The following is a 21,510-nucleotide window of genomic DNA, read 5'->3' as shown; positions in this document are numbered from 1 at the left end:
GATCATCTCCCGCCGCACCGCATCGGCCACAGCCTGCAACTCGCCCTCGGGCAGGGCCCGCAGCGACGACGTCTCGACAAGACCGTCCAGAATCGAGGGTTCGGCTTCTATCCGTGACACAGAGAGGACCTCACGTCCGGAGGAAAGAGACGGCCGCAACATTCTGCGTCCGTTCGACAAATCGGGTTATTACCGGTCGGGTTCTTGCCCACCGGGCTCTTGCCCGCCGAGTTCTTGCCCACGGTCATGGCGGGGTCATTCCACGTCGAGGGGCGCGGTCCCGGTGGCGCGCCCGGCGGGATCGTGGGTGATGGTCTGGATGCGCGCCTCGGCCCGCTGCAACAACGCCTCGCAATGGCGCTTGAGGCCCTCGCCGCGCTCGTAGATCGCCACGGATTCGTCGAGCGGCACGTCGCCCTTCTCCAGGCGCCGCACGATGTCCTCGAGCTGCGCGATGGCGGATTCGAAGGGCAGGTCGGCCTCCACCGCCGGCACGGAGCCGGTCTGCGGGGGCGACGCCGTGGCGGGTCGGGCTGCGGTCATTCCTCGGGTCCATCCTCGGTGCCGGTTTAGGCCCGAGCGGCCTCACCCGGCAAGCCTGCCGGCTACGCAGGGTCGTCGGACGGGGAGAAATCGCCGTTCGTGGCGTCGTTTGCGCCACACTCGTCGCGTGGTTCACGAAGCGCCGGAGCCGGCAGATCGAGGCGAAACGGCGTTCCCTCGAAGGCCTCGGCGCCGCGTCCGATGGCAGCGATGGCCGCCGCCATCCGGCCCTCGCGCCCGAGCATCGCATCGGCCACGGCGACGAGGCGCGGGTTCGGGGTCGCGCTCGGGGCGGCCGCACGCAGGGTCTCGGCGATGGCCGCCTCGTCCCGGTCGGGATCGAGGGCGCAGGCCACGACGAAGGCGGCGGCCGTCGAGCGGCCGATGCCGGCATAGCAATGGATCACCAGGGGGCTTGCCCGGTCCCAGCCCTCGGCCACGGCCAGCAGGGCGCGGACATGCGCCTCGGCGGGAAGGACGTGACCCTCCAAAGGCACGGCGATGTCGCTGACGCCGATCACGCAATGGCGCCCGGGCGCGATCCCCTCCGGCCGCGCCACCGGGGTGCCGACGGTGGCCAGCGTGATCACGTCGCGGGCACCCGTGGCCGCGACGGTCTCGTCGAGCCGCGACAGGGGGCAGACGTAGAGGGCGGCCGTCCCGGTCATGGTGTCGTCCCGGTGGAGGTGCACAGGTCGCCGAAGCGCGTCAGGAAGCGGGCTTGTGCCTGCGCCGTCGGCCAGGGGTCGAGCAGGGCCGCCACCGGATCCGGCAGCGGCAACGCCTCGCCGAAGATGCGCCCGGCCTCCGCCACGTCGAAACCGGCCAGACGGGTCGCCTCGTGGCGGGCCGCGACGGCGTCCGACCGCTTGACCAGGGCGCGGACGGCCGCGGACGGGGGCGCCAGGCCGAACCGCAGCCGGATCGCCGCCAGCAGGCGGATCTCCACCGCCTTGTAGGACTGGCCGATCGCCGCCTTGAAGGGCGAGATCAGGTCGCCGACCACGTATTCCGGGGCATCGTGCAGCAGGAGTTCGAGGCGGTCCGCCGGGGTGGTCCCGGGCTCGAGGTGGCGGCCGATCGCCTCCACCAGGAGGGCGTGCTGGGCCACCGAGAACACGTGCGGTCCGTGGGTCTGGCCGTTCCAGCGCGCGACCCGGGCGAGCCCGTGGGCGATGTCGGCGATCTCGATGTCGGCGGGCGAGGGATCGAGGAGGTCGAGGCGGCGACCCGACAGCATCCGCTGCCAGGCGCGGGGCGCGGCCGCGCTCATCGGGAGAGGGCCGCGCACGGGGCGTGGCGATGGCAGCCCACGAGGTGGTCGTTGACCATCCCCACCGCCTGCATGAAGGCATGGACGATGACCGGCCCGCAGAAGCTGAAGCCTTCGGCCTTGAGCGCCTTGGCCATCCGGCGCGAGACCTCGGTCTCGGTCAGGATCTCGGTGCGGCTGGTCGCTTCACCCTGGATCGGAGAACCCTCCACGAAATCCCAGAGAAAGCGCGAAAAACCGGGGCCGCTCTCCTCGATCCGGAGGAAGGCACGGGCGCCCGCGACCGTGCCGACGATCTTGGCCCGGTTGCGGATGATGCCGGCGTCGCCCATCAGCCGCTCGACATCCGTCTCGTCGAACCGGGCGATGGCCTCCGGGTCGAAGCCCGCGAAGGCGCGTCGAAAAGCGTCGCGCCGGCGCAGGATGGTGATCCAGGACAGGCCGGCCTGGAACCCGTCGAGGATCAGTTTCTCGTACAGGGCGCGGCCGTCGTGCTCGGGCACGCCCCATTCGGTGTCGTGGTAAGCGACATAGGTCGCGTCCGTGCCGGCCCACCAGCAGCGGGCGCGGCCGTCGGCATGGTGGATCAGGCCGGTGGCGTCGGGGGGCATGGCGGCGGTTTAGCGATACGGATCGGGAAAGACCAACCGGCGTCCGCTAACCGGGTTCGCCCAGCAGCGTATCGAGGTCGCGACCGCCATAGAGGATGCGACCGATCACGATGAATTCCTCGTCCACGCTGAACACGATGGTGACCCGACGCTCGAATCCGATGGTGCGCAATCCTGGCCGCAAGTCATCGCGGCGCGTGCCGCGCTCGGGAAAATCCCGAAGCCGAAAGCAGGCCGCTTCGAGGCGGTCGATATAGGCACCGGCCCTGGCTCGGCCCGACTGCTCGGCGATATAGTGATAGAGACTGAAGAGATCGGTTTGCGCGGCTTCGCGGAAGACGAGTTCGGCCGCCATGCCGCTTAACCCCCCTGCCCTTCGGCTTTCATCGCCTCGGCATGATAAGCCCGAAGGCTCGCGAAAACCTGACCGGCCGGAAGGCTCGGCCTGGGATCATCGAAGGCCGCGTCGATGCTGCGCTTGAGTGCGGCGCGATGCTCGCCGAGCGAGGCTTCATGATCTTCGAGAAGGCGCAGTGCCGCGCGGACGACGTCGCTGGCGCTTTCAAATCGCCCACTCTCGACCTGACGCTGGATAAAGCCGTCGAAGTGCTGGCCCAGGTCTACGTCCGGCATCGTCATCATCCCTGCGACGGTGATCATGTCTGCGACAGGAAGGCGTCCGGCCGCGATTGTCAAAGCGGGCCGTCCGGGCTGTCTACCCCGCAACGCCGACCTCGGGAAACGCGAAGGTCGCGAACGCCGGCTTCTCGACGCCGAGGACCGTGCCGCCCGCCCGCAGTGGCTCGCCCAGCGCCAGGGCGTCGGCCAGGCGGTCGAGGCGGATCATGGCGAGTCCGCGGGTCCCGGCCCGGCTGCCGGTCACCCCGAGGGTCTTCTGGCCCGCGGTGACCTCGGTTCCGGGTGCCGGCGCCTCGCCCGAGACGAAGACCACCGGCACCACGCGGGTGCGGGCGCTGCCCCGGTGCTGCATGCGCGAGACCACCTCCTGGCCGACGTAGCAGCCCTTCCTGAAGTCGACGCCGCCGATCTGGTCCATCAGCGCCTCGTGCGGGAAGGCGTCGCCGTAGGGAAAGTCGCGCCCGCCCTCGGGTATGCCGAGGCCGATACGGTGGGCGTGGTAATCCTCTTCCGTGGCATCGGCCGAGAAGGCGCCTTGCGAGAAGTACAGCCGCGCCCCCAGCGCCGGCAGGCGCGCGTCCTCAGCCCGGGTGACCCCAGCCCGGGTGACTTCTGCCGCGGTCGTCGCCCCGTCCCAGGCGGCCGCGACGCCCAGCGTCGGGTCGAGGGCGACGGCGACCTTGGCGCGCAGTTTGTAGAGGCCGAGGCGCTTGACGAGGTCGCCGGCCCGCTCGGCCGGCGCGTCGAGGGCAAAGCCGTCGCCCCGGCGCGAGACCAGGAAGTCGAACAGGATCTTGCCCTGCGGGCTCAGGAGCGCCCCGAGCCGTGCCTCGCCCGGTTGGAGGGTCTCGACGTTGCAGGTGACCACGCCTTGGAGGAAGCTCTGCGCATCCTCGCCGGTGAGGGTGACGACGGCACGGTCCGGCAGCAGGGCGATCGGCATGGCGGTTCCTGAAGCGGCGTTGCGCGCCGCGCATCGCTGACATAAGCCGCCGCCATCCCCGTCTCAACGCCGACCCGGAGCGACACCGATGGACCAGCCCTTCGATCTCGTCCTGGCCGGCGGCACCATCGTGAACCAGGACGGCGAGCACCGGGCCGATCTCGGCCTGAGGGCCGGGCGCATCGCGGCCATCGGCGACCTCTCCGCGGCGTCGACCGCCGAGCGGCGCGACTGCACCGGCCTGCACCTGCTGCCGGGCGTCATCGACACCCAGGTGCATTTCCGCGAGCCGGGGCTCGACCACAAGGAGGACCTCGAATCGGGCTCGCGCGCCGCCGTCATGGGCGGGGTGACGGCGGTATTCGAGATGCCCAACACCAACCCGCTCACCACCAGCGCCGGCACGCTCGCCGACAAGGTCGCCCGCGCCCATCACCTCATGCATTGCGACTTCGCGTTCTGGGTCGGCGGCACCCACGAGAACGCGCATGAGGTCGCCGCGCTCGAACGCCTGCCGGGGGCGGCCGGGATCAAGGTGTTCGTGGGTTCCTCCACCGGGGCGCTGCTGGTGGAGGACGATGCCGGCGTCACCGAGATCCTCCGGCGCACCCGCCGCCGCGCCGCCTTCCACGCCGAGGACGAGCCGATGTTGCGCGCGCGCAAGGGGCTGCGGGTTCCGGGCGATCCGTCCTCGCATCCGGTCTGGCGTTCGCCCGAGGCCGCCCTGAAGGCGACGCAGCGCCTCGTACGCATCGCGCGGCGGACGGGGGCGCGCATCCACATCCTCCACATCTCCACCAAGGAGGAGATGGCCTATCTCGCCGACCACAAGGACGTGGCGAGCTGCGAGGTGACGCCGCACCACCTCACCCTCGACGGCACGGAAGCCTACGCGCGGCTCGGCACGCTGGTGCAGATGAACCCGCCCGTGCGCGATGCGTCCCATCGTGACGGGATCTGGCACGGGCTCTCGCAAGGGGTCGCCGACATCCTCGGCTCCGACCACGCCCCGCATCTCCTGGAGGAAAAGGCCAGGCCCTACCCCGAGTCGCCCTCGGGCATGACCGGCGTGCAGACCCTGGTGCCGGTCATGCTCGACCACGTCGCCGCCGGCCGACTGTCCCTCGCCCGCTTCGTCGACATGACGAGTGCGGGCCCCAAGCGCCTGTTCGGCATCGCCCGCAAGGGACGCCTCGCGGTGGGCTACGACGGCGACGTGACGGTGGTCGACCTCAAGCGCCGCGAGACCATCCGCAACGGCTGGATCGCCTCCACATGCGGCTGGACGCCCTACGACGGCGTCACCGTCACCGGCTGGCCGGTGGGGACATTGGTGCGCGGCGCCTGCGTGATGTGGCAGGGCGAGCTGCTGACGCCGGGCCGGGGCGAGGCGGTGGTGTTCGAGGAGACGCTGGCGACCGCACCCGAGAGTGTGGATTTCTCGGCGGATGGGCTTTCCCCGCAGGGGCCTGCGGGGTCCGAAGCCATTCCTTAACCCTATCGGCGCCAGCATCCGCTTTTCGCGAGGATGCGGGCCCATGCGTAAGACCGTGCGAACAGCCCTCTTCGGGCTCGTGCTCCAGGTCGCTGCGGTGGTGGGCGCCGGGCCGGCCGTCGCCGGCGATTGCAGCGCCAAAGCCGTCGACGTCCTGAAGGCGGCATCGCCGAACGGGTATTCGGTCTTCCGGGCGATCGCGGACAAGGCCTTCTTCCGCACCTGGATCGATTGCGAGGACGCCCAATACGCCTTGCCGACGGCGGTGCACGAGTCGGTGCACATGCTGACCGCCGATGGCGACGCCTATCCGCTGGTGGGGGGCGGCGCGGTCGGGCGCCCGCCCGAAGGTACCGCCCTGTTCGCGCCTGCCAGGATCGCGCGGCAATTCCGGCCGGGCCTGTTCGTGACCACCTACCTGCGTGCAAGCGGCGCGACCTCGGCGACCGATTTCCGGTACCTGCTCGACGAACTGAACGCCTACACCCACGACCTCGACACGGCGCTGGCCCTCGACGACCTGCGCACGCCCGACCGCCGGCCGTCCCACCGCGACGGTCTGTCCGCGCTGATGAGCTTCGTCGCGCTCTACGTCGAAGCGGCCGAGGCCGACCCGGTCGCCTGGGCCGCGTTGAAGCGTCCGGACACCAAGGCCGCCATCTCGGCGCTTTGGGGGCAGGCGGAGCGCACGATGGTGGCCTCCTGCCGGATTCCCGATCTTGGCACCGAGGACCGGATGTTCCTCGCCAAGCTGTGCGGGCGGGGTCCGCAGGCCGCCCTCGAACGGCTCCTGGGGCGGGCGCCCGTCTGCCCGAAGGCGTGCCTGGCCGTGCCGAAGACGGCCAGTCGCGATTGACCGAGCCCGTCACCGGCTGGATGCGGCGGTGCGCGGCCGCATCCGGCCGTTTCGCCTACTAGCAGCCGCAGCCGTGATAGACGTTCCGGACGCTGTTGCTGTGGACGTATTGCGTCGGCAGGCGCTGCACGCTGGACACGCTCACGTTGTGGATCACCGGGACGGAATGGTGGTGGACGCGGGTCACCGTATGGACCTGCACGATCGGGCGGACGCGGGTGACGTTGTAGATGTGGCGGGTCTTGTGGACGTAGTTCGTGCGCCGGACGTCACGATACTGCGTCATGTGCGAGACCTTGTTGACGGTCCTGTACTTGTAGACGGGGGAGACAGGACCGCACGAGCGACAGCCGGCATTCGCCGCATCCGACGTCCCCATGAAAGACACCGCTGCGATCAGCGCGGCAGAGACGGCAGTGATGGATTTCATGATCATTGATTCCTTATCTTAAAAACCGTTCGCGCATGACTTAACCAAGCGCGGCTCCCTTGGCCAAGCTTCATCGGCGGACTACGTAGTTTTCGCGGGTATCCTTCGGAGCACTTCGAGGTGTCGCCTTGACCCGGCCGCGATCCTCGAGAACGCCTCCGGTCTCCCGTCCACGGCCTTGACGGAGGCGTCCGGAACCCTGCGCGCTGTCCGCGGCCTCCCCGCATCGGTCCGGCACCTCACGGTTGAGGCCCTCGGCTGCCGGACCGATCGGCTAGACCATCGCCGCCCGGCCCGGCGTGAGCGGGGCGATCCTGAGGCCGGTGCCGACGCGGTGGACGAGGGCGCCGTCGGGGCCGCGCTCGACGCGCAGCAGGCGCCCCGCCTCCGGGCGCCCGACCGCGGTCACCAGGCGGCCGCCGGGGGCGAGGGATTCGGCCAGATGCGCCGGCAGCGCCGGACAGGTGCCGCTGACGAGGATGCGGTCGAACGGGCCGTCGCCGGGGCGGTGTGCCAGCCCGTCGCCGATCTCCACCACCGCCTCGTCGAGGCCGTCCGCCTCGAGGCGCTCGCGCGCATCCCGGCCGAGGCCGGCATAGCGCTCGATGCTGCGGACATGGGCGGCGCCGAGGTTGACCAGTAGCGCGGTGACGTAGCCCGAGCCGGTGCCGATCTCCAGCACCCGCGCCCCGGGCTGCACCGACAGGGCCGTCAGCATGGCGGCGATCGCCGTGGGGGCGGTCATGGTCTGGCCGCAGGCCAGCGGCAGGGCGATGTCGCGGCGGGCGAGGTGGCGGTGACGCTCGGGCGCGAACCGCTCGCGCGGGACCCGCTCCATCGCCCGCAGCACGGCGGTGTCGCGCACCCCGTGCCCGCGCATGGCGAGCACGAAGGCGGCGTCCTCGATGGCGCCGGCCTCGTGGTCCATGGCCGCGCCGCCGCTCAGGTCAGTCCTCGAAGGCGAGGGCGAAGCGGGTCAGCGTCGGCTCGTCGGTGAGGTCGAGGCGCAGCGGCGTCACCGAGATGCGGTTCTCGGCGATGGCCTTGAGGTCGGTGCCGTGGCCCGGCTCGAACCGCGCCTTGTTGAAGGCCAGCCAGAAATACGGGTTGCCGCGCCCGTCCTGCCGGGCGTCGATGGCGAGCAGCGCCTGGTTGCGAAAGCCCTGCGCGGCCACCGCGACGCCCTGGACCTCCTCGGGCTCGCAATCGGGGAAGTTGACGTTGACGATGATGCCGGGCTCGATCCCCGTCTCCAGGATCTTCCTGACCACGGCCGGGCCGTGGGCGGCCGCACACCCCCACTTGATCGCCCCGCGCCCGCCCGCGCCATAGGCCTGGCTCAGCGCGATCGACCGCACGTTGAGGATGGTGCCCTCCATCGCCGCCGCGATGGTGCCCGAATAGGTCACGTCCTCGGCGACGTTCTGGCCACGGTTGACGCCCGACAGCACCAGGTCCGGCCCGTGGTCCTTCAGGATGTGGCGCACGCCCATGATCACGCAATCGGAGGGCGTGCCCTTCACGGCGAAGCGCTTCTCGGAGACCTCGCGCAGTCGCAGGGGATCGTTGAGCGACAGCGAGTGCGACACGCCCGACTGGTCGCTCTCGGGTGCCACCACCCAGACGTCGTCGGACAGCGACTTGGCGATGCCCTCCAGGGTGGCGAGCCCGGGGGCGTGGATGCCGTCGTCGTTGGTGACCAGGATTCGCATCAGGCCTTGTGTCCTTCGGTTCGCTCGGATCCTGCGATTCGCTCGATGCCGCCCATATAGGGTTTGAGCACCGACGGCACCGTGACGCTGCCGTCCGGGTTCTGGTAGTTCTCCATCACCGCGATGAGGGCACGGCCCACCGCCACGCCCGACCCGTTGAGGGTATGGACGAAGGCGGCGCCCTTGCCCTCCTTGGGGCGGTAGCGCGCGTTCATCCGTCGCGCCTGGAATTCGCCGCAGACCGAGCAGGACGAGATCTCGCGAAAGGTCCCCTGCCCCGGCATCCAGACCTCGATGTCGTAGGTTTTCTGGGATGCGAAGCCCATGTCGCCGGTGCACAGCGTCATCACCCGGAACGGCAGGTCGAGCTTCTTCAGCACGGCTTCGGCCGAGCCGAGCATGCGCTCGTGTTCCTGGGCCGACTGGTCGGGCGTGGTGATCGAGACGAGCTCGACCTTGTTGAACTGGTGCTGGCGCAGCATGCCGCGGGTGTCGCGCCCCGCCGAGCCGGCCTCGGCGCGAAAGCACGGGGTGAGCGCGGTGAAGCGGAGCGGGAGCTCGTCTTCCGTCAGGATGGATTCGCGCACGAGGTTGGTGAGGGGGACTTCGGCGGTGGGGATGAGCCAAAACGCGTCGCCCGCTCGAAACTGATCGTCCCGAAACTTCGGCAGCTGCGCCGTGCCGAACATCGCCTCGTCGCGCACCAGGATCGGCGGCGCCACCTCGGTGTAGCCGTGCTCGCCCGTGTGCAGGTCGAGCATGAACTGGCCGAGCGCCCGCTCCAGCCGGGCGAGCTGGCCTTTCAGCACCACGAAGCGCGCCCCCGACATCCGCGAGGCCGCCTCGAAGTCCATCAGGCCCGAGGCTTCGCCGAGCTCGAAGTGCTGTTGGCCGGTGGCCAGATGCGGGCGGTTGGCCTCGAAGGTCCGGTATGCGACGTTGCCGTGCTCGTCGGCGCCCTCGGGCACCTCGGGCTTGGGGCTGTTGGGGATCGCGGCGAGTTTGTCGTCGAGCACCCGGCCCGCCTCGGCCTGCGCGGTCTCCAGGCTGGGCGCCTCGTCCTTCAAGCGGGCCACCTCGGCCATCAGTTCGGCCGCCCGCGCCTCGTCCTTGGCCTTCTTGGCCGCGCCGACCTCCTTGGAGAGCGCGTTGCGCCGCTCCTGATTGGCCTGCGCCGCCGAGACCGCGCCCTTGCGCGCGTCGTCGAGCGCGATCAGTTCGGCCGCGAGGGGCGCGAGACCGCGCCGCCTGAGCGCGCCGTCGAAGGCGTCCGGGTTCTCGCGGATGGCGCGGATGTCGTGCATGGGCGGCTCGGTTCGCGTGAGGCCAGGACGCTTTGCAGCATCGGCCCAGGCGCGACAAGGGCGAGGGGATCCCCGCGCTTCATCCCAGTCGCCGCAGCGGCGCCGGCGTCTCGGACGGCTCCGGGAGCCGCGGCACCGCATGGTAGCCGCGGCCGGCATAGACCAGCCCCTCCCCGCCGCCGGGGGCGGCCAGGGCGACGACGGCGCAGATCAGCACGTCGTGGCTGGCGACGCGGGTGCGGCCGACGATGCGGCAGTCGAAGGCGGTGAGCGCGCCCGCCAGCACCGGGGCGCCGGTGGCGAGGCGGCCCCAGGCGGCGGCGGCGAAGCGGTCGTCCATGGGCGTCCTGCCGCCGAAGGCGCCCGACACCGCCGCCTGTTCGGCGCTCAGCGTGTTGACGCACAGCACGTCGTTGCCGCTGAAGGCCGCGTAGGCCGAGGAAGCGCGGTTGAGGCAGACCAGCAGGGTCGGGGGCGCGTCGCTGACGCTGCACACGGCGGTGGCGGTGAAGCCGGCCCGCCCGCCGGGCCCGTCCGTCGTCACGAGGTGGACGGCACTGGCGAGGAGCGCCATCGCCTCGCGATAGGGCGCGGCCTCGACCGATGCGGCACTGGAATTCGATGTCATCGCGGCCTCGGAGGTCAGCGGCGCAGGGCCAGGAAGGCGAGCAGGCCGGCGTTGAAGGCCTCGCTCTGCGTGACGCTGTGGGCGTGGCCGCCCGATGGCGCAAGCTCGAGCCGGGCCTCGGGCAGCCCCGCGGCGAGATCGCGCGAGCAGGTCCAGGGCACCAGAACGTCGTCCTGCGCCGCCATCACGAGGGTCGGCGCCGCGATCTCGGCGAGACGGCCGGAGAGGTCGAACCCCTCGATCGCGGCGATCCGCGCCAGGGTGTTGGCGGCCCCGGGGAAATGCGCCAGGGCATGAGCCTCGTCGGCCGCCACCCGCTCGGCGTTCTGCGACAGCCAGGGGGCGGGATAGAGGAAGATCGCTTGCGCCCGCACGTAGGCCTCGACGCCCACATGGGTGAGCAGCGCCTTGCGCGCGGCAAAGCAGCGTTTGGTCGCCGTGTCGGTCCTGGCCCAGCCGTTGACGACGACGAGGCGCCCGACCCGCTCGGGCGCGAGGAGCGCCATCTGCAGGCCGATCAGGCCGCCCAGCGCATGGCCGACCACGTCGCAGGCGGCGACACCGCAGGCGTCGAGGACGCGAAACGCGTCGCCGGCCATGGCGGCGATGTCGTGGCCGGGCTCCAGCACGTCCGGGGAGCGGCCGGTGCCGCGGTGGTCGTAGGCCACCACCCGGGCGTGTTCGGCCAGCGCCGGGATCTGGGGCGCGAAATAGCCCGCCGCGCCGCCGAGCCCCGGCGACAGCAGCACCACGCGCTCGCCGGACCCGTGGACTTCGTGATGGATCGGCGCCGCCATGCCTCGGGCCCTTCCTCAGGATTTGCCGACATGGGCGACGGACGCGATCTCGACGAGGGCGTCGGGCTTCACGAGGCCGCATTGGATGCAGTAGCGCGCCGGCTTCTCGCCGGGGAAGTAGCTGGCGTAGACCGCGTTGATGGCGGCGTAATCGGCCCAGTCCTTCAGGAAGACGTGGTTGAAGGTCACGTCCTCCATGGTGCCGCCGGCGGCCTCGACCACGCCCTTGATGGTCTCGAGGACGTGCCGGGTCTGAGCCGTGGCGTCGCCGACGTGGACGACGTCGGCGTGCGCGTCGAGCGGCAGCGTGCCCGAGACGTAGAGCACGCCGTCGGCCAGCGTGCCGGGGACGTAGGGCGCCAGCGGCTTGCCGGTGCCGGGGGGGACGATCACGGTCTTGGGCATGGATCTGGGGTGCTCCCGTGAGGTCTGCATGGAAGGAAGGGGTGCGCCTTACTCCGGCCTCGGCGCGCCCACCGCCGCTTCGAAGGCCGCGACGTCAGAGACCCAGCCGAAGAAGGTCTCGATGTTGGAAAGCGCCCCCGCCTGCAGGCTCTCGGGCCCGGCTTGGTGGGTCGCATCCGCCAGGACGATGCCGAAGTATTCGAGGAAGAAGCCGTCGCGCAGGGTCGATTCCACGCAGACGTTGGTGGCGATGCCGGTGAACACCAGGGTGCGGATGCCACGCGCCCGCAGCAGGCTGTCGAGGGCCGTGTGGTAGAACCCGCTGTAGCGGGGTTTGGGCAGCACGATGTCGCCGGGCTCCGGTCGGAGCGCATCGACCAGCGCGTAGTCCCAGGTGCCCCTGGCGAGCAGCCGCTCCGTCATCTCGGGGCGCGCGCGCATGGTCTTGAGGGCGTTCGACTTGTGCCAGTTCGGCGAGCCCGGCCCGCCGGCCTCGACGTAGTCCGGGTCCCAGCCGTTCTGGAACCAGACCACCCGGATGCCGGCGGCGCTGGCCGCCGCCACGGCCCGCGCGACGGCGGCGATCACCGGCCCGGTGGCCGAGACGTCGAAGCCGGCGAGATCGAGATAGCCGCCCTTCGTGGCATAGGCGTTCTGCATGTCGACCACGACGAGGGCGGTGGCGGCGGCGTCGAAGGCGATCGGCTCGGGCCGGGCGGGCAGCGTGATCGCCCCGTGGCGGCCGTGCGGGTCGTGGTAGCCGGCGACCATCACGCCACCTTCGCCATGGCGGCACCCTCGGCGGAGACGTGCCGGCGCGACTGCATCAGGGGCTGGATGCGGGTGCCGAAATCCTCGATGCCTTTGAGGAAGTCGTCGAACACCAGGAGCACCCCCTCGGTGCCGGGCACGGTGGCGATCTCGTCGAGCATGGCGGCGACCTCGGCGTAGGAGCCCACCAGGGTGCCCATGTTGATGTTCACGGCCGAGGTCGGATCGACCATCTGGCGCACGTTGGTGTCGGCCCCCGACTTGGTGTCGGCCGCCCCCTGCACCCCCAACCAGGCGATCGCCTCCTCGTCGGCGCCGGCCTTGTAGTGCTCCCAGGTGGCGCGGGCGGCTTCCGCGGTCTCGTCACCGATGATCATGAACAGGACGTAGGAGGAGACGTCGCGGCCGGTCTCGGCCTTGGCGGCCTCCAGCCGCTCCACCGTGGGGGCGAAGGCGGTGGGGGTGTTCACGCCCTTGCCGAAGCAGAAGTTGTAGTCGGCGTACTTGGCCGTGAACGCCATCCCGGCCGAGGATTGCCCGGCGCAGATGATCTTCATGTCGGCCTGCGGCCGGGGCGAGAGGCGGCAATCGTCCATCTGGAAGAATTCGCCCTTGCGGTCGCAAGTCCCCGTCTCCCACAGGTCGCGCAGCACCTGGGCGTATTCGGAGAGGTACTCGTAGCGGCGCGAAAAGTACTCGTCCCCGGGCCACAGGCCCATCTGCGAATATTCCGGCCGCTGCCAGCCGGTGACGAGGTTGAGGCCGAAACGCCCGTTCGAGATCGAATCGATGGTCGAGGCCATCCGCGCGGTGATGGCGGGGGGCATGCACAGGGTCGCGGCGGTGGCGAACAGCTTGATCCGGCTGGTGACGGCGGCCAGCCCCGCCATCAGCGTGAAGGATTCGAGGTTGTGGTCCCAGAACTCGGTCTTGCCGCCGAAGCCCCGCAGCTTGATCATCGAGAGGGCGAAGTCGAACCCGTAGTGCTCGGCCCTGAGCACCACCTGCTTGTTCAACTCGAAGCTCGGTTTGTACTGCGGCGCGTTCTCCGACAGGAGCCAGCCGTTGTTTCCGATCGGAATGAAGACGCCGACGTTCATGGCAACCTCGCTGACAGGACGACTTTTTCGGCACGACCGGACGCAAGCCCGGGGCCCGATCGGACCGGCACCAAGGCCGTTCCTCACCCGCAGATGGGACGATCCAAGATCATTCGGACCAAACGGTCAAACTCCGAGGCGGGGTTTTTCGAGGTTTGCATAAACTCCGGTCGGTCTGCCTCCCGGCTGGACCGTCCCTGCCCGCTGGGTGAGCGGGCGCCGGTCCGTTCGGTCGATCGGTGGCCGACCCGACCGCCGCCGGCGGGTCTCTCGGGTGCCGGCGGGCGTCCGATCTCAAGCTCCGGATGAATAATAATGAAAGAAAGCGTACTCGTCGCGCTCGAAGACGATCCAGGACTCAGTGCATCCTCCGCTCCTGACACGTACATCCATGCCACCGAGGCGGCATGTCCGCCGGCCTTCTCTGCCGTAGCTATCGGGAGGGCGCTTCAGGAAGGCCTCGACGAGGGCGGGCGGCGCTTCGCTGTCGCAGAAGACGAAGCCGCGCAGCGAGGGCGTTTCGTCGACGAGCGCATGGTGGGCATAGGCTTCGGCGCGGCCCGGGTCGCGTTCCAGGCCCTGCAGGGCTTCGTTCGACAGGACCGGGAATACGGTGTCGTCGGAAGAGGGGCCGGACGATCCACGCTCGGGATCGTAGGTCTCCGGCCGCCCCCCCCCGAGGCGTATTCTGAGAAATCGACAACATGAGGTCGTACTCGCCCTCGGCGGGCGGCTGCCAGCGGTCCGGCCGTTCCTTCGGCCACAGGGCCCGTATCGTCTCGCGCTGGCTTTCCGACAACCTGACGCGACGGACGCCGCGGCATCTGGCAGTCCCCGCAAACCTCCACGCCTTCTCTGGACGCGCGAGATATTCGGGCGGCACCGGCTCGCCCTGACTCAGGAAAGGAATGCCCTGGCAGCACATCCCCTGCGACAGGTACGGCGGCACGAGGTTCTTCGGCCCGGTCTGCAGGAACCGCTCGAAGTCCTCCGCATTCGCCGTCTCCACCCTGGCGCCGCGAAAGCCGAGCCGTGCGATCGGGCTGGCGTAGGCGTCTTGGTCGGCGTAGCCGAGACCATGGGCCAGTTCGTCGGCCCGCTCGTACCAGACGACCAGCGGGAGCCAGTTCTTCGGGACGCGGCCGTTGGCAGTGGTGTCGCCGGAGCAGGGGTTGGGAGCGCCGGGCACGCCGACCGTACGCACCTTGACGGCATGGTCGCCCGGCAGCCGGACCGCGTAGACGTAGGCGGACATCCCCAGCGTCTCGTTCGTGCCGCCATGGGCCCGCGATTGCGTCCTGTGCTGGCCGCAGGCCACCACGACATCGACCGTGACGGGGGCCTTGTCGAAGGTCAGGTCCACCACGAGGCGGAAATAGACCGTCTCGGTTTTGAACCGTCCGACCTGAGTGAAGGGGTTCAGGGTCTCCCCGCCGGCTCCACCACGGAAAGCGATGCCCGCAAGGGCGACGAGCGACGCGAGCCCCGCCATGAGAACGTACGATCTGGAACGCATCGTCTCCGGGCACCTTCGAGGGCGTTAGTCACGGTAAAACGTGCACTGTGAAACGTTTTTCAATCCTGAAGCGAAGAGATGTTTCCGGGCCGATGGTGTGCACCGTCACGGGACAATGCTGCCGGATGGATCGCCTCGGTCGGCACGGTCGCGTCGGTGCCCCCTCTCCCATTGGGAGAGGGAAGGGGTGAGGGGAATGCCTTCTCCGAAGAAGTCACGCACCTCACCCTGTCCCTCTCCTTCAAGGAGAGGGAACCTGCGCCAGACCCAGACATCGTGTGAGCTCAGCGGCCCGCCCGGTCGACGTCTGCCCTACCGCAGGCCGAGGCCGCCAAGGATCAGGGCCTGCGTGCTGGCGACGACCCCCTCGAAGAACGCCGGGTCGTCGAGGCCGCGGCCGGTGATGGCGTCCACCTGCACGGCGAAGTCGGCGTAGTGCTGCGTGATCGCCCAGATCGAGACGATGAGGTGGCGGGGGTCGTGGGCGCCGATGCGTCCTTGCGCGATCCAGCCCGAGAGCACGGCGGCCTTGGCGTCGACGAGGGCGCGCAGGGGGCCTTCGAGTTCGGCCCGCAGCAGCGGCGCGCCCTGGACGATCTCCAGGCAGAACAGACGCGAGGCCTGCGGCGCGTCGCGCGAGAGCGTGAGCTTGGCGCGGATGTAGGCGCGCAGGGCGTCGGCCGGCTCGCCGTCCGCGTCGAGGGCCTGGAGCGGATCGAGCCAGACCTCGAGGACCCGGCGCAGCACCGCCAGGTAGAGGTCCTCCTTGGAGGGGAAGTAATACAGCAGGTTGGTCTTCGAGAGCCCGGCCCGCTCGGCGAGCTGTTCGACGCTCGCCCCGTGCAGGCCGACGCCGGAGAACACCGCGAGCCCCGCGTCGAGGATCGCCTCGCGCCTCGCCGCGCCGTCCCTGCGGCGGCGGCGCAGAGGTGGCCCGGAGATCGGTGGCCCGAAAGGTCCTGTCGATCCGGAAGTCCCTGTCGGCACGGCTGGCGGCCCCCATTCTCGCGCGTCGTCGTTCTCGCGTGGCCTCTATCGCAGCAGCGCCCTGTCCAAACTACCGGCCATCGGGCGCTGCCCGCTCGCCCTGCCGCTCCATCGGTCAGGCCGGGGTGAGGGTGGCGCTCAAGGCGCAGACGACGCCGGTGGGTTCGAAGCGGATCTCGGTGGCCCCGCGCAGCTCCGCGGCGAGCCCGCGCTCGATGAGGCGCGAGCCGAAGCCGCGCCGGTCGGGCAGGCTCACCGGCGGGCCGCCCTCCTCCCGCCAGGTCAGGTGCAGCTCCTGCCCCTCGCCGCCCGGCTCCACCCGCCAGGCGATGCCCACGGTCCCGGTCTCGGTGGAGAGGGCGCCGTATTTCGCGGCGTTGGTGCACAGCTCGTGGATCGCCATGCTCAGCGCCAGGGCGGTGCGCGGCGACAGGCGCACCTCCGGGCCGGTCAGGGCGAACCGCGGTGCCGGGCCGCCGCGATAGGGCCGGATCACCGCGGCCACCACGTCGGCGAGGTCGACGCTGGCCCAGCTCTCGCGGGTGAGGACGTCGTGGGCGCTGGCGAGGGCGAACAGCCTCGCCTCGAAGGTCGCCCTCCCCTCCTCCGCGGCCTCCCCGGTCGCCGCCCTCAGGCTCTGGCGGGCCAGGGATTGGACGGTGGCCAGGGTGTTCTTGACCCGGTGGTTGAGCTCGTCGACCAGGAGCCGGCGCGCCACCTCCCGCCGGCGCAGCTCGGCCGAGGCGCGCACCAGGGCGTCGGCCACCGCGCGGCCCTCCCGCACCAGCGGCGGCGAGAGGGCCGGCAGCGGCTCGTCCCGGCCGAGTGCCGCCGCCGCGCCGGCGAGGTCCGACAGGGGCCTGGCGATGCGTCCCGCCAGGAGCCAGGCCAGCCCCGCGCCCGCCAGGGCGACGAGGCTGCCGAAGATCAGGAGCATCCGCTCGAGGTCGGTGACGGAGGCGAGCGCCCGGTCGACCTCGTGGCGGGCCACCACGCTCCAGCCGAGGCCGCGGTAGCCGCGAAATCCCTTCGTCTCGACCACGGCGGTGACGTAGGTGCCCCCGTCCTGCCAGTCGGTCACGACGCTGCCGTCATGCTCCTTCGCCGAGGCCAGGAGGGCGGCCATGGCCGGGCCCGGCGCCTTGCCCTCCAGCGAGGGCGGTCCGATCAGGACGGTGCCGTCGCGCGACACCACCAGGATCTGCGCCCCTGCGCGCCGGCCGGTGAGCGAGCGCGTGAACGAGGCCGCCACCTCCCGCGCCCAGGTCCAGTCGAGGTGGGCGGCGACCACGCCGACGAGGCCGCCGTCGGGGCCGTGGACCGGGGCGGCGATGTCCACGAGGCGCAGCGGCTCGTCGGCGGGGCGCGACAGGGCCTTCCGGAGCAGGGCCGCATCGTGGACGTCGCCGATGAACACGCCCTCGCGCCCGCGCAGGAAATAGTCGCGCCGGGACACGTCGGCGCCTTCGAGGATGCCGCGGCTCGTGGCCAGCACGCGCCCCTCGGGGTCGATCAGGCCCACGATCGAATAGAGCGGATAGGTCCGCTGGAGCACCTGCAGCATCGTCCGCCGGGCGGCGAGGGGCGCCTCGGGATCGCGCAGGGAGCCGTTGGCGGCCACCACCTCGATGTCGCGCTGGCGCTCGAACATGCCCTCGTCGAGGGTCCGGGCCATGTGCCCGGCCAGTTCCTTGAGCTGGGCGGCGATCTCCACCTGCAACCGCGCGCTCGCCTCGCGGGTGACCAGCGCCGTCAGCACGAGGGTCGAGGCGAGGCCGAGCACGCCGAGAACGAGGGCGAGGACGAGGCGCAGCGACGGGGTGGGAAGGCGCGCCCGGGCGCCCGTTGCGGTCCCCCGAAACCCCGCGATGGCGGCAGAGCCGTCGCCGGGGCCGATCGGGCGGCGTTCGAGACGCATGACCGGCGTCCTCCTCCGGCCTTGCGCCGCGGTGTGAGGGGGCGGATGAAATCGGGAGACAGTCGTCGATTCGCTTCCTAGCGTAACCGTTGCCGCGACGGAAGAGTCGGGTGCGCCAAGCACCCCAGCCAAGCACCCCAGCCAAGCGCCCTATTCGAGGTCGCCGATGGCTGCCTCCACCGCCTTCACCACCGCGCCCGAGCGCAGCAGCGCCAGGGCATCCACCATCTCGGTGTGGTACCAGCGGTCGCCGTCGAGGGCCGGCGGGACGACCTCGCGGATCGCGGCCAGCGCCGCCTGCGTGCCCTTGCCGATGGGGTGGTCCCTGGCGACGTCGGCCACCAGCGACAGGGCCTGGGCGGCCATCAGCAGCTCGCCGGCCACGATCTGCTCGGCGTTCTCGACGATGGTGCGCGCCTTGCGCCCGCACCAGGTCGAGTTCGAGACGTGGTCCTCGGCGTTGGACTTGCCGGGGATCGAATCCACCGAGCCGGGGCTCGACAGGCTGCGGTTCTCCATCACGAGCGCCGAGAGCGTGCATTGCACGGTGGCGAACCCGGTGTTGAGCCCCTTCTTGCCGGCGAGCAGGTTGCGCGGCAGACCGTAGCTCAGCGTCGGGTCGATGAGCCGGAACAGGCGCCGCTCGGAGATCGAGCCGAGGTCGGTGACCGCGATGGACAGGAGGTCCATCGCCTGGGCGACGTACTGCCCGTGGAAGTGCCCGCCCGAGATGCAGGCGTAGCCGCCCTGTTCGTCGTCGAAGATCAGCGGGTTGTCGGTGGCCGAGTTGATCTCGGTGCCGATGATGCCGCCGATGTAGGCCAGGGCCTCGCGCACTGGGCCGTGGACCTGGGGGGCGCAGCGCAGGGAATAGACGTCCTGCACCCGCGGGGCCGGGGCGGTGCCGGGGGCGCGCGCCTCGTCGGGGAAGATCGTGTGCCGGGCCGATTCCGTGCAGCGCAGCGAACCCTCCAGCAGGCGGAGCACGTTGCGGGCGGTGGCGGCCTGGCCCTGGTGCGGGCGGGCGGCGTGCAGGCGCGGATCGAACGCCTTGGTCTCGCAGCGCATGCATTCGAGACTCAGGGACAGGGCGATGTCGGCGTGCTTGAGGAGCGCCTTGGCGTCTTCCAGCGCCAGCACGCCGAGCGCCAGGGAAACGGTGGAGCCGTTGATGAGCGCCGAGGCGTCCTTGGCCTCCAGGGGAAACTCCGGTGCGAGCCCGGCCTGCGCCAGCGCCTCCCGCGCCGGCATCCGGCGCCCGTCGACCATCATCTCGGCTTCGGAAAAACCGCAGATCGCGCCCGCCAGATGGGCGAGCGGGGCGAGGTCGCCCGAGGCGCCCACCGACCCCTTCTGCGGGATCACCGGCACGAGGCCGGCATTGAGGCAGGCGAGCAGGCGCTCGACCACGGCCACGCGGGGCCCCGAATAGTTCGAGGCGAACGCGTTGGCGCGCAACAGCATGGTGGCGCGCACCACCTCCGGGTCGAACGGCTCGCCGACCCCGGTGGCATGCGCATAGACCGTGCGGCGCTGGTACTCCTGCATGTCGGCCATGCGCACCCGCTGGTCCTTGAACAGGCCCACGCCGGTGTTGAACGAATACATCAGCGGCGCATCGTCGGTCATGAAGTTCGCGTCGATGTAGTCCCGCGCGGCGGTCAGCCGCTCGCGGGCGCCGGCCTCGAGCGCGACCTCGGCGCGGGTGCCGTTCGCATCGGGACGCACCACGGCCAGGACGTCCGCGGGCTGGACCGTGCGGCCGTCGATGGTGAGTGTCGTCATCGTGTCTCTCCGAGGGGAAGCGTGCCGTGGGCGAGCAGGAATCGGGCCGGAGGCCGGCGTCTATCCGCCCGGCGGATGATGCGCGATCCAATGCTCGGCGATGTCGATGCGCCGGGCGACCCACACGTCCCGGTGGGCGGCGACGTGGTCGAGGAAGCGGATGAGCGCGCCGATCCGGCCCGGACGGCCGATCAGGCGGCAATGCAGGCCCACCGACATCATCTTCGGGGCGGTCTCGCCCTCGGCGTAGAGCACGTCGAAGGTGTCGCGCAGGTAGGTGAAGACGTGCTCGCCGGTGTTGAAGCCCTGGATCGCCGCGCATTTCATGTCGTTGGCGTCCAGCGTGTAGGGCACCACGAGGCCGCGCCCGCTCGGCTCCTCGATCCAGTACGGCAGGTCGTCGGCGTAGGAATCGGCCAGATACGTCATCCCGGCCTCGATCCCGAGGTCGAGGGTGTGGGGCGAGGAGCGCCCGGTGTACCAGCCGCGCGGGCGCTCCCCCGTGAGTGCGGTGTGGATGCGGATCGCCTCCTCCATGTGCGCCTTCTCCTGCGCGCGGGTGAAATCGCGATAATCGATCCACTTGAGGCCGTGGCAGGCGATCTCCCACTCCGCCTCCCGCATCGCCGCGGCGACGTCGGGATGGCGGGCGAGCGCCGTGGCGACCGCGAACACGGTGACGGGGATTTTTCGCGATTGGAACAGCCGCCACAGCCGCCAGAACCCGGCGCGCGAACCGTATTCGAACAGCGATTCCATGCTCATGTGGCGCTGGCCCGGCCAGGGCTGCGCGCCGACCAGCTCGGACAGGAACGCCTCCGAGGCCGGGTCCCCGTGCAGGATGCAGTTCTCAGCCCCCTCCTCGTAGTTGAGGACAAACTGCACCGCGATCCGCGCCCCGTTCGGCCAGCGCGGATGGGGCGGATTGCGGCCGTAGCCGACGAGGTCGCGGGGATAGGTCACGGGGCCTGCCGTAGGGGGTGTGGGGAATGGGCGAGCGCCGTCAGTGCCATGCCCGATCCGTCGGACTTCTGGCAAATCGCGGCCGGGCTGCGCAAGGTCCGGACCGGCCTTGCGCAGCGGCCGCGCGACTGGTTCCATGAAGTGAACGGACCCGTGCACGGTCCTTGCCTGCATCGCCCGCCCATCGTGCCCAGCACCCGAGGTTCGCTCCGTGCTCCTGACCCCGCGTGAAAAAGACAAGCTCCTCGTCGCCATGGCCGCCCAGGTCGCCCGCAACCGGCTCGCCCGCGGCGTCAAGCTCAACTACCCGGAGGCGATCGCGCTCATCACCGACGCCGTGGTCGAGGGCGCCCGCGACGGCCGCTCGGTCGCCGACCTGATGCAGGCCGGCGCCCATGTGCTCACCGCCGACCAGGTGATGGAGGGGATCGCCGAGATGATCCACGACATCCAGGTGGAGGCGACGTTCCCCGACGGTACCAAGCTCGTGACCGTCCACCACCCGATCCGCGGGGCGGCCTCGGCCGACGTGCCGGGCACGGTGACGACGCAGCCGGGCGACATCGTCTTCAACGACGGCGCTCCGCGCACCGTGATCGCGGTGGCCAACGTCGGCGACCGGCCGATCCAGGTCGGCTCGCACTACCATTTCTACGAGGTCAACGCCGGCCTGACCTTCGACCGCGACAAGGCCCGTGGCCAGCGCCTCGACATCGCGCCGGGCACCGCCGTGCGGTTCGAGCCCGGCGCCACGCGGGAGGTGTCGCTGGTGCCGCTGCTCGGCGCGCGGGAGGTGTACGGGTTCCGGGGGGATGTGATGGGGAAGCTTTGACT

The 21,510-nt window shown here is 70.7% G+C and carries 23 protein-coding genes and 1 pseudogene; 3 read left to right on the top strand and 21 right to left on the bottom strand.

Annotated features, from left to right (window positions below):
• Positions 1-255: 255 nt before the first annotated feature.
• The 7 genes and pseudogenes from ASF39_RS17190 to ASF39_RS17160 form a co-directional block, all read right to left on the bottom strand.
• Positions 256-543, bottom strand: a complete 288-nt coding sequence (locus ASF39_RS17190; protein WP_055888942.1) for an exodeoxyribonuclease VII small subunit — start codon at positions 541-543, stop codon at positions 256-258.
• A gap of 152 nt (positions 544-695) precedes the next feature.
• Positions 696-1,211: pseudogene (locus ASF39_RS17185) on the bottom strand (protein tyrosine phosphatase); the annotation flags it as partial.
• The gene (locus ASF39_RS17180; RefSeq protein WP_082494648.1) at positions 1,208-1,816 is read right to left on the bottom strand and encodes an HD family hydrolase; all 609 of its coding nucleotides are present in this window, start codon (positions 1,814-1,816) and stop codon (positions 1,208-1,210) included. The pseudogene ASF39_RS17185 and the gene ASF39_RS17180, both read right to left, overlap by 4 nt.
• Complete coding sequence (locus ASF39_RS17175; RefSeq protein WP_056286092.1) at positions 1,813-2,427, bottom strand: DNA-3-methyladenine glycosylase I; 615 nt, start codon at positions 2,425-2,427, stop codon at positions 1,813-1,815. The genes ASF39_RS17180 and ASF39_RS17175 overlap by 4 nt, the downstream gene beginning before the upstream one ends.
• 46 nt (positions 2,428-2,473) lie before the next feature.
• Positions 2,474-2,782: a type II toxin-antitoxin system RelE/ParE family toxin gene (locus tag ASF39_RS17170; RefSeq protein ID WP_055888935.1), complete on the bottom strand. Its 309-nt coding sequence runs from the start codon at positions 2,780-2,782 to the stop codon at positions 2,474-2,476.
• Positions 2,783-2,787: 5 nt separating this feature from the next.
• Positions 2,788-3,060, bottom strand: coding sequence for a type II toxin-antitoxin system ParD family antitoxin (locus tag ASF39_RS17165; RefSeq protein ID WP_082494647.1), 273 nt, complete (start codon positions 3,058-3,060; stop codon positions 2,788-2,790).
• A gap of 82 nt (positions 3,061-3,142) precedes the next feature.
• Entirely contained in the window at positions 3,143-4,009 is an 867-nt protein-coding gene (locus ASF39_RS17160) for a folate-binding protein YgfZ (RefSeq protein WP_055888930.1), read from the bottom strand.
• Between the two features lie 88 nt (positions 4,010-4,097).
• Between ASF39_RS17160 and ASF39_RS17155 the strand changes: the two genes are divergently transcribed.
• Together ASF39_RS17155 and ASF39_RS17150 are read left to right on the top strand one after the other, a co-directional pair.
• A complete protein-coding gene (locus tag ASF39_RS17155) occupies positions 4,098-5,504 on the top strand; it encodes a dihydroorotase (RefSeq protein ID WP_082494639.1) in 1,407 nt (468 codons plus the stop codon).
• Between the two features lie 43 nt (positions 5,505-5,547).
• A complete protein-coding gene (locus ASF39_RS17150; protein WP_056286088.1) occupies positions 5,548-6,360 on the top strand; it encodes a hypothetical protein in 813 nt (270 codons plus the stop codon).
• A gap of 58 nt (positions 6,361-6,418) precedes the next feature.
• Here ASF39_RS17150 and ASF39_RS17145 read toward each other — a convergent pair whose 3' ends face one another.
• The 14 genes from ASF39_RS17145 to puuE all read right to left on the bottom strand — a co-directional run bounded on the left by ASF39_RS17145 (position 6,419) and on the right by puuE (position 20,676).
• A complete protein-coding gene (locus ASF39_RS17145) occupies positions 6,419-6,790 on the bottom strand; it encodes a hypothetical protein (protein WP_156387806.1) in 372 nt (123 codons plus the stop codon).
• 274 nt (positions 6,791-7,064) lie between these two features.
• On the bottom strand, positions 7,065-7,718 hold the full coding sequence (locus ASF39_RS17140; protein ID WP_056286083.1) for a methyltransferase domain-containing protein: 654 nt from the start codon (positions 7,716-7,718) through the stop codon (positions 7,065-7,067).
• A 19-nt stretch (positions 7,719-7,737) separates the two neighbouring features.
• The gene (gene surE, locus ASF39_RS17135) at positions 7,738-8,502 is read right to left on the bottom strand and encodes a 5'/3'-nucleotidase SurE (protein WP_056286078.1); all 765 of its coding nucleotides are present in this window, start codon (positions 8,500-8,502) and stop codon (positions 7,738-7,740) included.
• Positions 8,502-9,806, bottom strand: coding sequence for a serine--tRNA ligase (gene serS / locus ASF39_RS17130; protein WP_056286076.1), 1,305 nt, complete (start codon positions 9,804-9,806; stop codon positions 8,502-8,504). The genes surE and serS overlap by 1 nt, the downstream gene beginning before the upstream one ends.
• 79 nt (positions 9,807-9,885) lie before the next feature.
• Positions 9,886-10,434: a flavin reductase gene (locus tag ASF39_RS17125; protein WP_056286071.1), complete on the bottom strand. Its 549-nt coding sequence runs from the start codon at positions 10,432-10,434 to the stop codon at positions 9,886-9,888.
• Between the two features lie 14 nt (positions 10,435-10,448).
• Positions 10,449-11,231, bottom strand: a complete 783-nt coding sequence (gene rutD, locus ASF39_RS17120; RefSeq protein ID WP_056286068.1) for a pyrimidine utilization protein D — start codon at positions 11,229-11,231, stop codon at positions 10,449-10,451.
• Between the two features lie 15 nt (positions 11,232-11,246).
• Entirely contained in the window at positions 11,247-11,636 is a 390-nt protein-coding gene (gene rutC / locus ASF39_RS17115; protein ID WP_056286063.1) for a pyrimidine utilization protein C, read from the bottom strand.
• A gap of 48 nt (positions 11,637-11,684) precedes the next feature.
• The gene (gene rutB / locus ASF39_RS17110; protein WP_056286058.1) at positions 11,685-12,407 is read right to left on the bottom strand and encodes a pyrimidine utilization protein B; all 723 of its coding nucleotides are present in this window, start codon (positions 12,405-12,407) and stop codon (positions 11,685-11,687) included.
• The gene (rutA, locus tag ASF39_RS17105; protein WP_056286055.1) at positions 12,407-13,507 is read right to left on the bottom strand and encodes a pyrimidine utilization protein A; all 1,101 of its coding nucleotides are present in this window, start codon (positions 13,505-13,507) and stop codon (positions 12,407-12,409) included. Before rutA ends, rutB begins: the two co-directional genes overlap by 1 nt.
• Positions 13,508-13,940: 433 nt before the next feature.
• A complete protein-coding gene (locus ASF39_RS21525) occupies positions 13,941-14,999 on the bottom strand; it encodes a hypothetical protein (RefSeq protein ID WP_156648537.1) in 1,059 nt (352 codons plus the stop codon).
• A gap of 336 nt (positions 15,000-15,335) precedes the next feature.
• The gene (gene rutR, locus ASF39_RS17100; protein ID WP_056286139.1) at positions 15,336-15,965 is read right to left on the bottom strand and encodes an HTH-type transcriptional regulator RutR; all 630 of its coding nucleotides are present in this window, start codon (positions 15,963-15,965) and stop codon (positions 15,336-15,338) included.
• Between the two features lie 160 nt (positions 15,966-16,125).
• A complete protein-coding gene (locus tag ASF39_RS17095; RefSeq protein WP_056286053.1) occupies positions 16,126-17,928 on the bottom strand; it encodes a sensor histidine kinase in 1,803 nt (600 codons plus the stop codon).
• A gap of 150 nt (positions 17,929-18,078) precedes the next feature.
• Positions 18,079-19,713: an aromatic amino acid ammonia-lyase gene (locus tag ASF39_RS17090; protein WP_056286050.1), complete on the bottom strand. Its 1,635-nt coding sequence runs from the start codon at positions 19,711-19,713 to the stop codon at positions 18,079-18,081.
• Positions 19,714-19,773: 60 nt separating this feature from the next.
• On the bottom strand, positions 19,774-20,676 hold the full coding sequence (gene puuE, locus ASF39_RS17085) for an allantoinase PuuE (RefSeq protein ID WP_056286048.1): 903 nt from the start codon (positions 20,674-20,676) through the stop codon (positions 19,774-19,776).
• A 211-nt stretch (positions 20,677-20,887) separates the two neighbouring features.
• On the opposite strand from puuE, the gene ASF39_RS17080 reads away from it, so the two are divergent.
• On the top strand, positions 20,888-21,508 hold the full coding sequence (locus tag ASF39_RS17080; protein WP_082494637.1) for an urease subunit gamma: 621 nt from the start codon (positions 20,888-20,890) through the stop codon (positions 21,506-21,508).
• Positions 21,509-21,510 lie beyond the last annotated feature (2 nt).

Origin of the sequence: Methylobacterium sp. Leaf108 (assembly GCF_001423265.1) — a bacterium.
In the GTDB taxonomy this organism is placed as follows: domain Bacteria; phylum Pseudomonadota; class Alphaproteobacteria; order Rhizobiales; family Beijerinckiaceae; genus Methylobacterium.
This window is presented reverse-complemented; position numbering and strand designations above follow the sequence as displayed.

Coding starts and splice junctions, on each gene's coding strand:
- serS (WP_056286076.1), bottom strand. CDS start 9,806: ATGCACGACATCCGCGCCATCCGCGAGAACCCGGACGCCTTCGACGGC.
- ASF39_RS17190 (WP_055888942.1), bottom strand. CDS start 543: ATGACCGCAGCCCGACCCGCCACGGCGTCGCCCCCGCAGACCGGCTCC.
- ASF39_RS17175 (WP_056286092.1), bottom strand. CDS start 2,427: ATGCCCCCCGACGCCACCGGCCTGATCCACCATGCCGACGGCCGCGCC.
- ASF39_RS17090 (WP_056286050.1), bottom strand. CDS start 19,713: ATGACGACACTCACCATCGACGGCCGCACGGTCCAGCCCGCGGACGTC.
- ASF39_RS17125 (WP_056286071.1), bottom strand. CDS start 10,434: ATGACATCGAATTCCAGTGCCGCATCGGTCGAGGCCGCGCCCTATCGC.
- ASF39_RS17160 (WP_055888930.1), bottom strand. CDS start 4,009: ATGCCGATCGCCCTGCTGCCGGACCGTGCCGTCGTCACCCTCACCGGC.
- ASF39_RS17155 (WP_082494639.1), top strand. CDS start 4,098: ATGGACCAGCCCTTCGATCTCGTCCTGGCCGGCGGCACCATCGTGAAC.
- ASF39_RS17165 (WP_082494647.1), bottom strand. CDS start 3,060: ATGCCGGACGTAGACCTGGGCCAGCACTTCGACGGCTTTATCCAGCGT.
- surE (WP_056286078.1), bottom strand. CDS start 8,502: ATGCGAATCCTGGTCACCAACGACGACGGCATCCACGCCCCCGGGCTC.
- ASF39_RS17145 (WP_156387806.1), bottom strand. CDS start 6,790: ATGAAATCCATCACTGCCGTCTCTGCCGCGCTGATCGCAGCGGTGTCT.
- rutB (WP_056286058.1), bottom strand. CDS start 12,407: ATGGTCGCCGGCTACCACGACCCGCACGGCCGCCACGGGGCGATCACG.
- ASF39_RS17150 (WP_056286088.1), top strand. CDS start 5,548: ATGCGTAAGACCGTGCGAACAGCCCTCTTCGGGCTCGTGCTCCAGGTC.
- rutD (WP_056286068.1), bottom strand. CDS start 11,231: ATGGCGGCGCCGATCCATCACGAAGTCCACGGGTCCGGCGAGCGCGTG.
- ASF39_RS17170 (WP_055888935.1), bottom strand. CDS start 2,782: ATGGCGGCCGAACTCGTCTTCCGCGAAGCCGCGCAAACCGATCTCTTC.
- ASF39_RS17180 (WP_082494648.1), bottom strand. CDS start 1,816: ATGAGCGCGGCCGCGCCCCGCGCCTGGCAGCGGATGCTGTCGGGTCGC.
- ASF39_RS17095 (WP_056286053.1), bottom strand. CDS start 17,928: ATGCGTCTCGAACGCCGCCCGATCGGCCCCGGCGACGGCTCTGCCGCC.
- ASF39_RS21525 (WP_156648537.1), bottom strand. CDS start 14,999: ATGGCGGGGCTCGCGTCGCTCGTCGCCCTTGCGGGCATCGCTTTCCGT.
- rutA (WP_056286055.1), bottom strand. CDS start 13,507: ATGAACGTCGGCGTCTTCATTCCGATCGGAAACAACGGCTGGCTCCTG.
- rutC (WP_056286063.1), bottom strand. CDS start 11,636: ATGCCCAAGACCGTGATCGTCCCCCCCGGCACCGGCAAGCCGCTGGCG.
- ASF39_RS17140 (WP_056286083.1), bottom strand. CDS start 7,718: ATGGACCACGAGGCCGGCGCCATCGAGGACGCCGCCTTCGTGCTCGCC.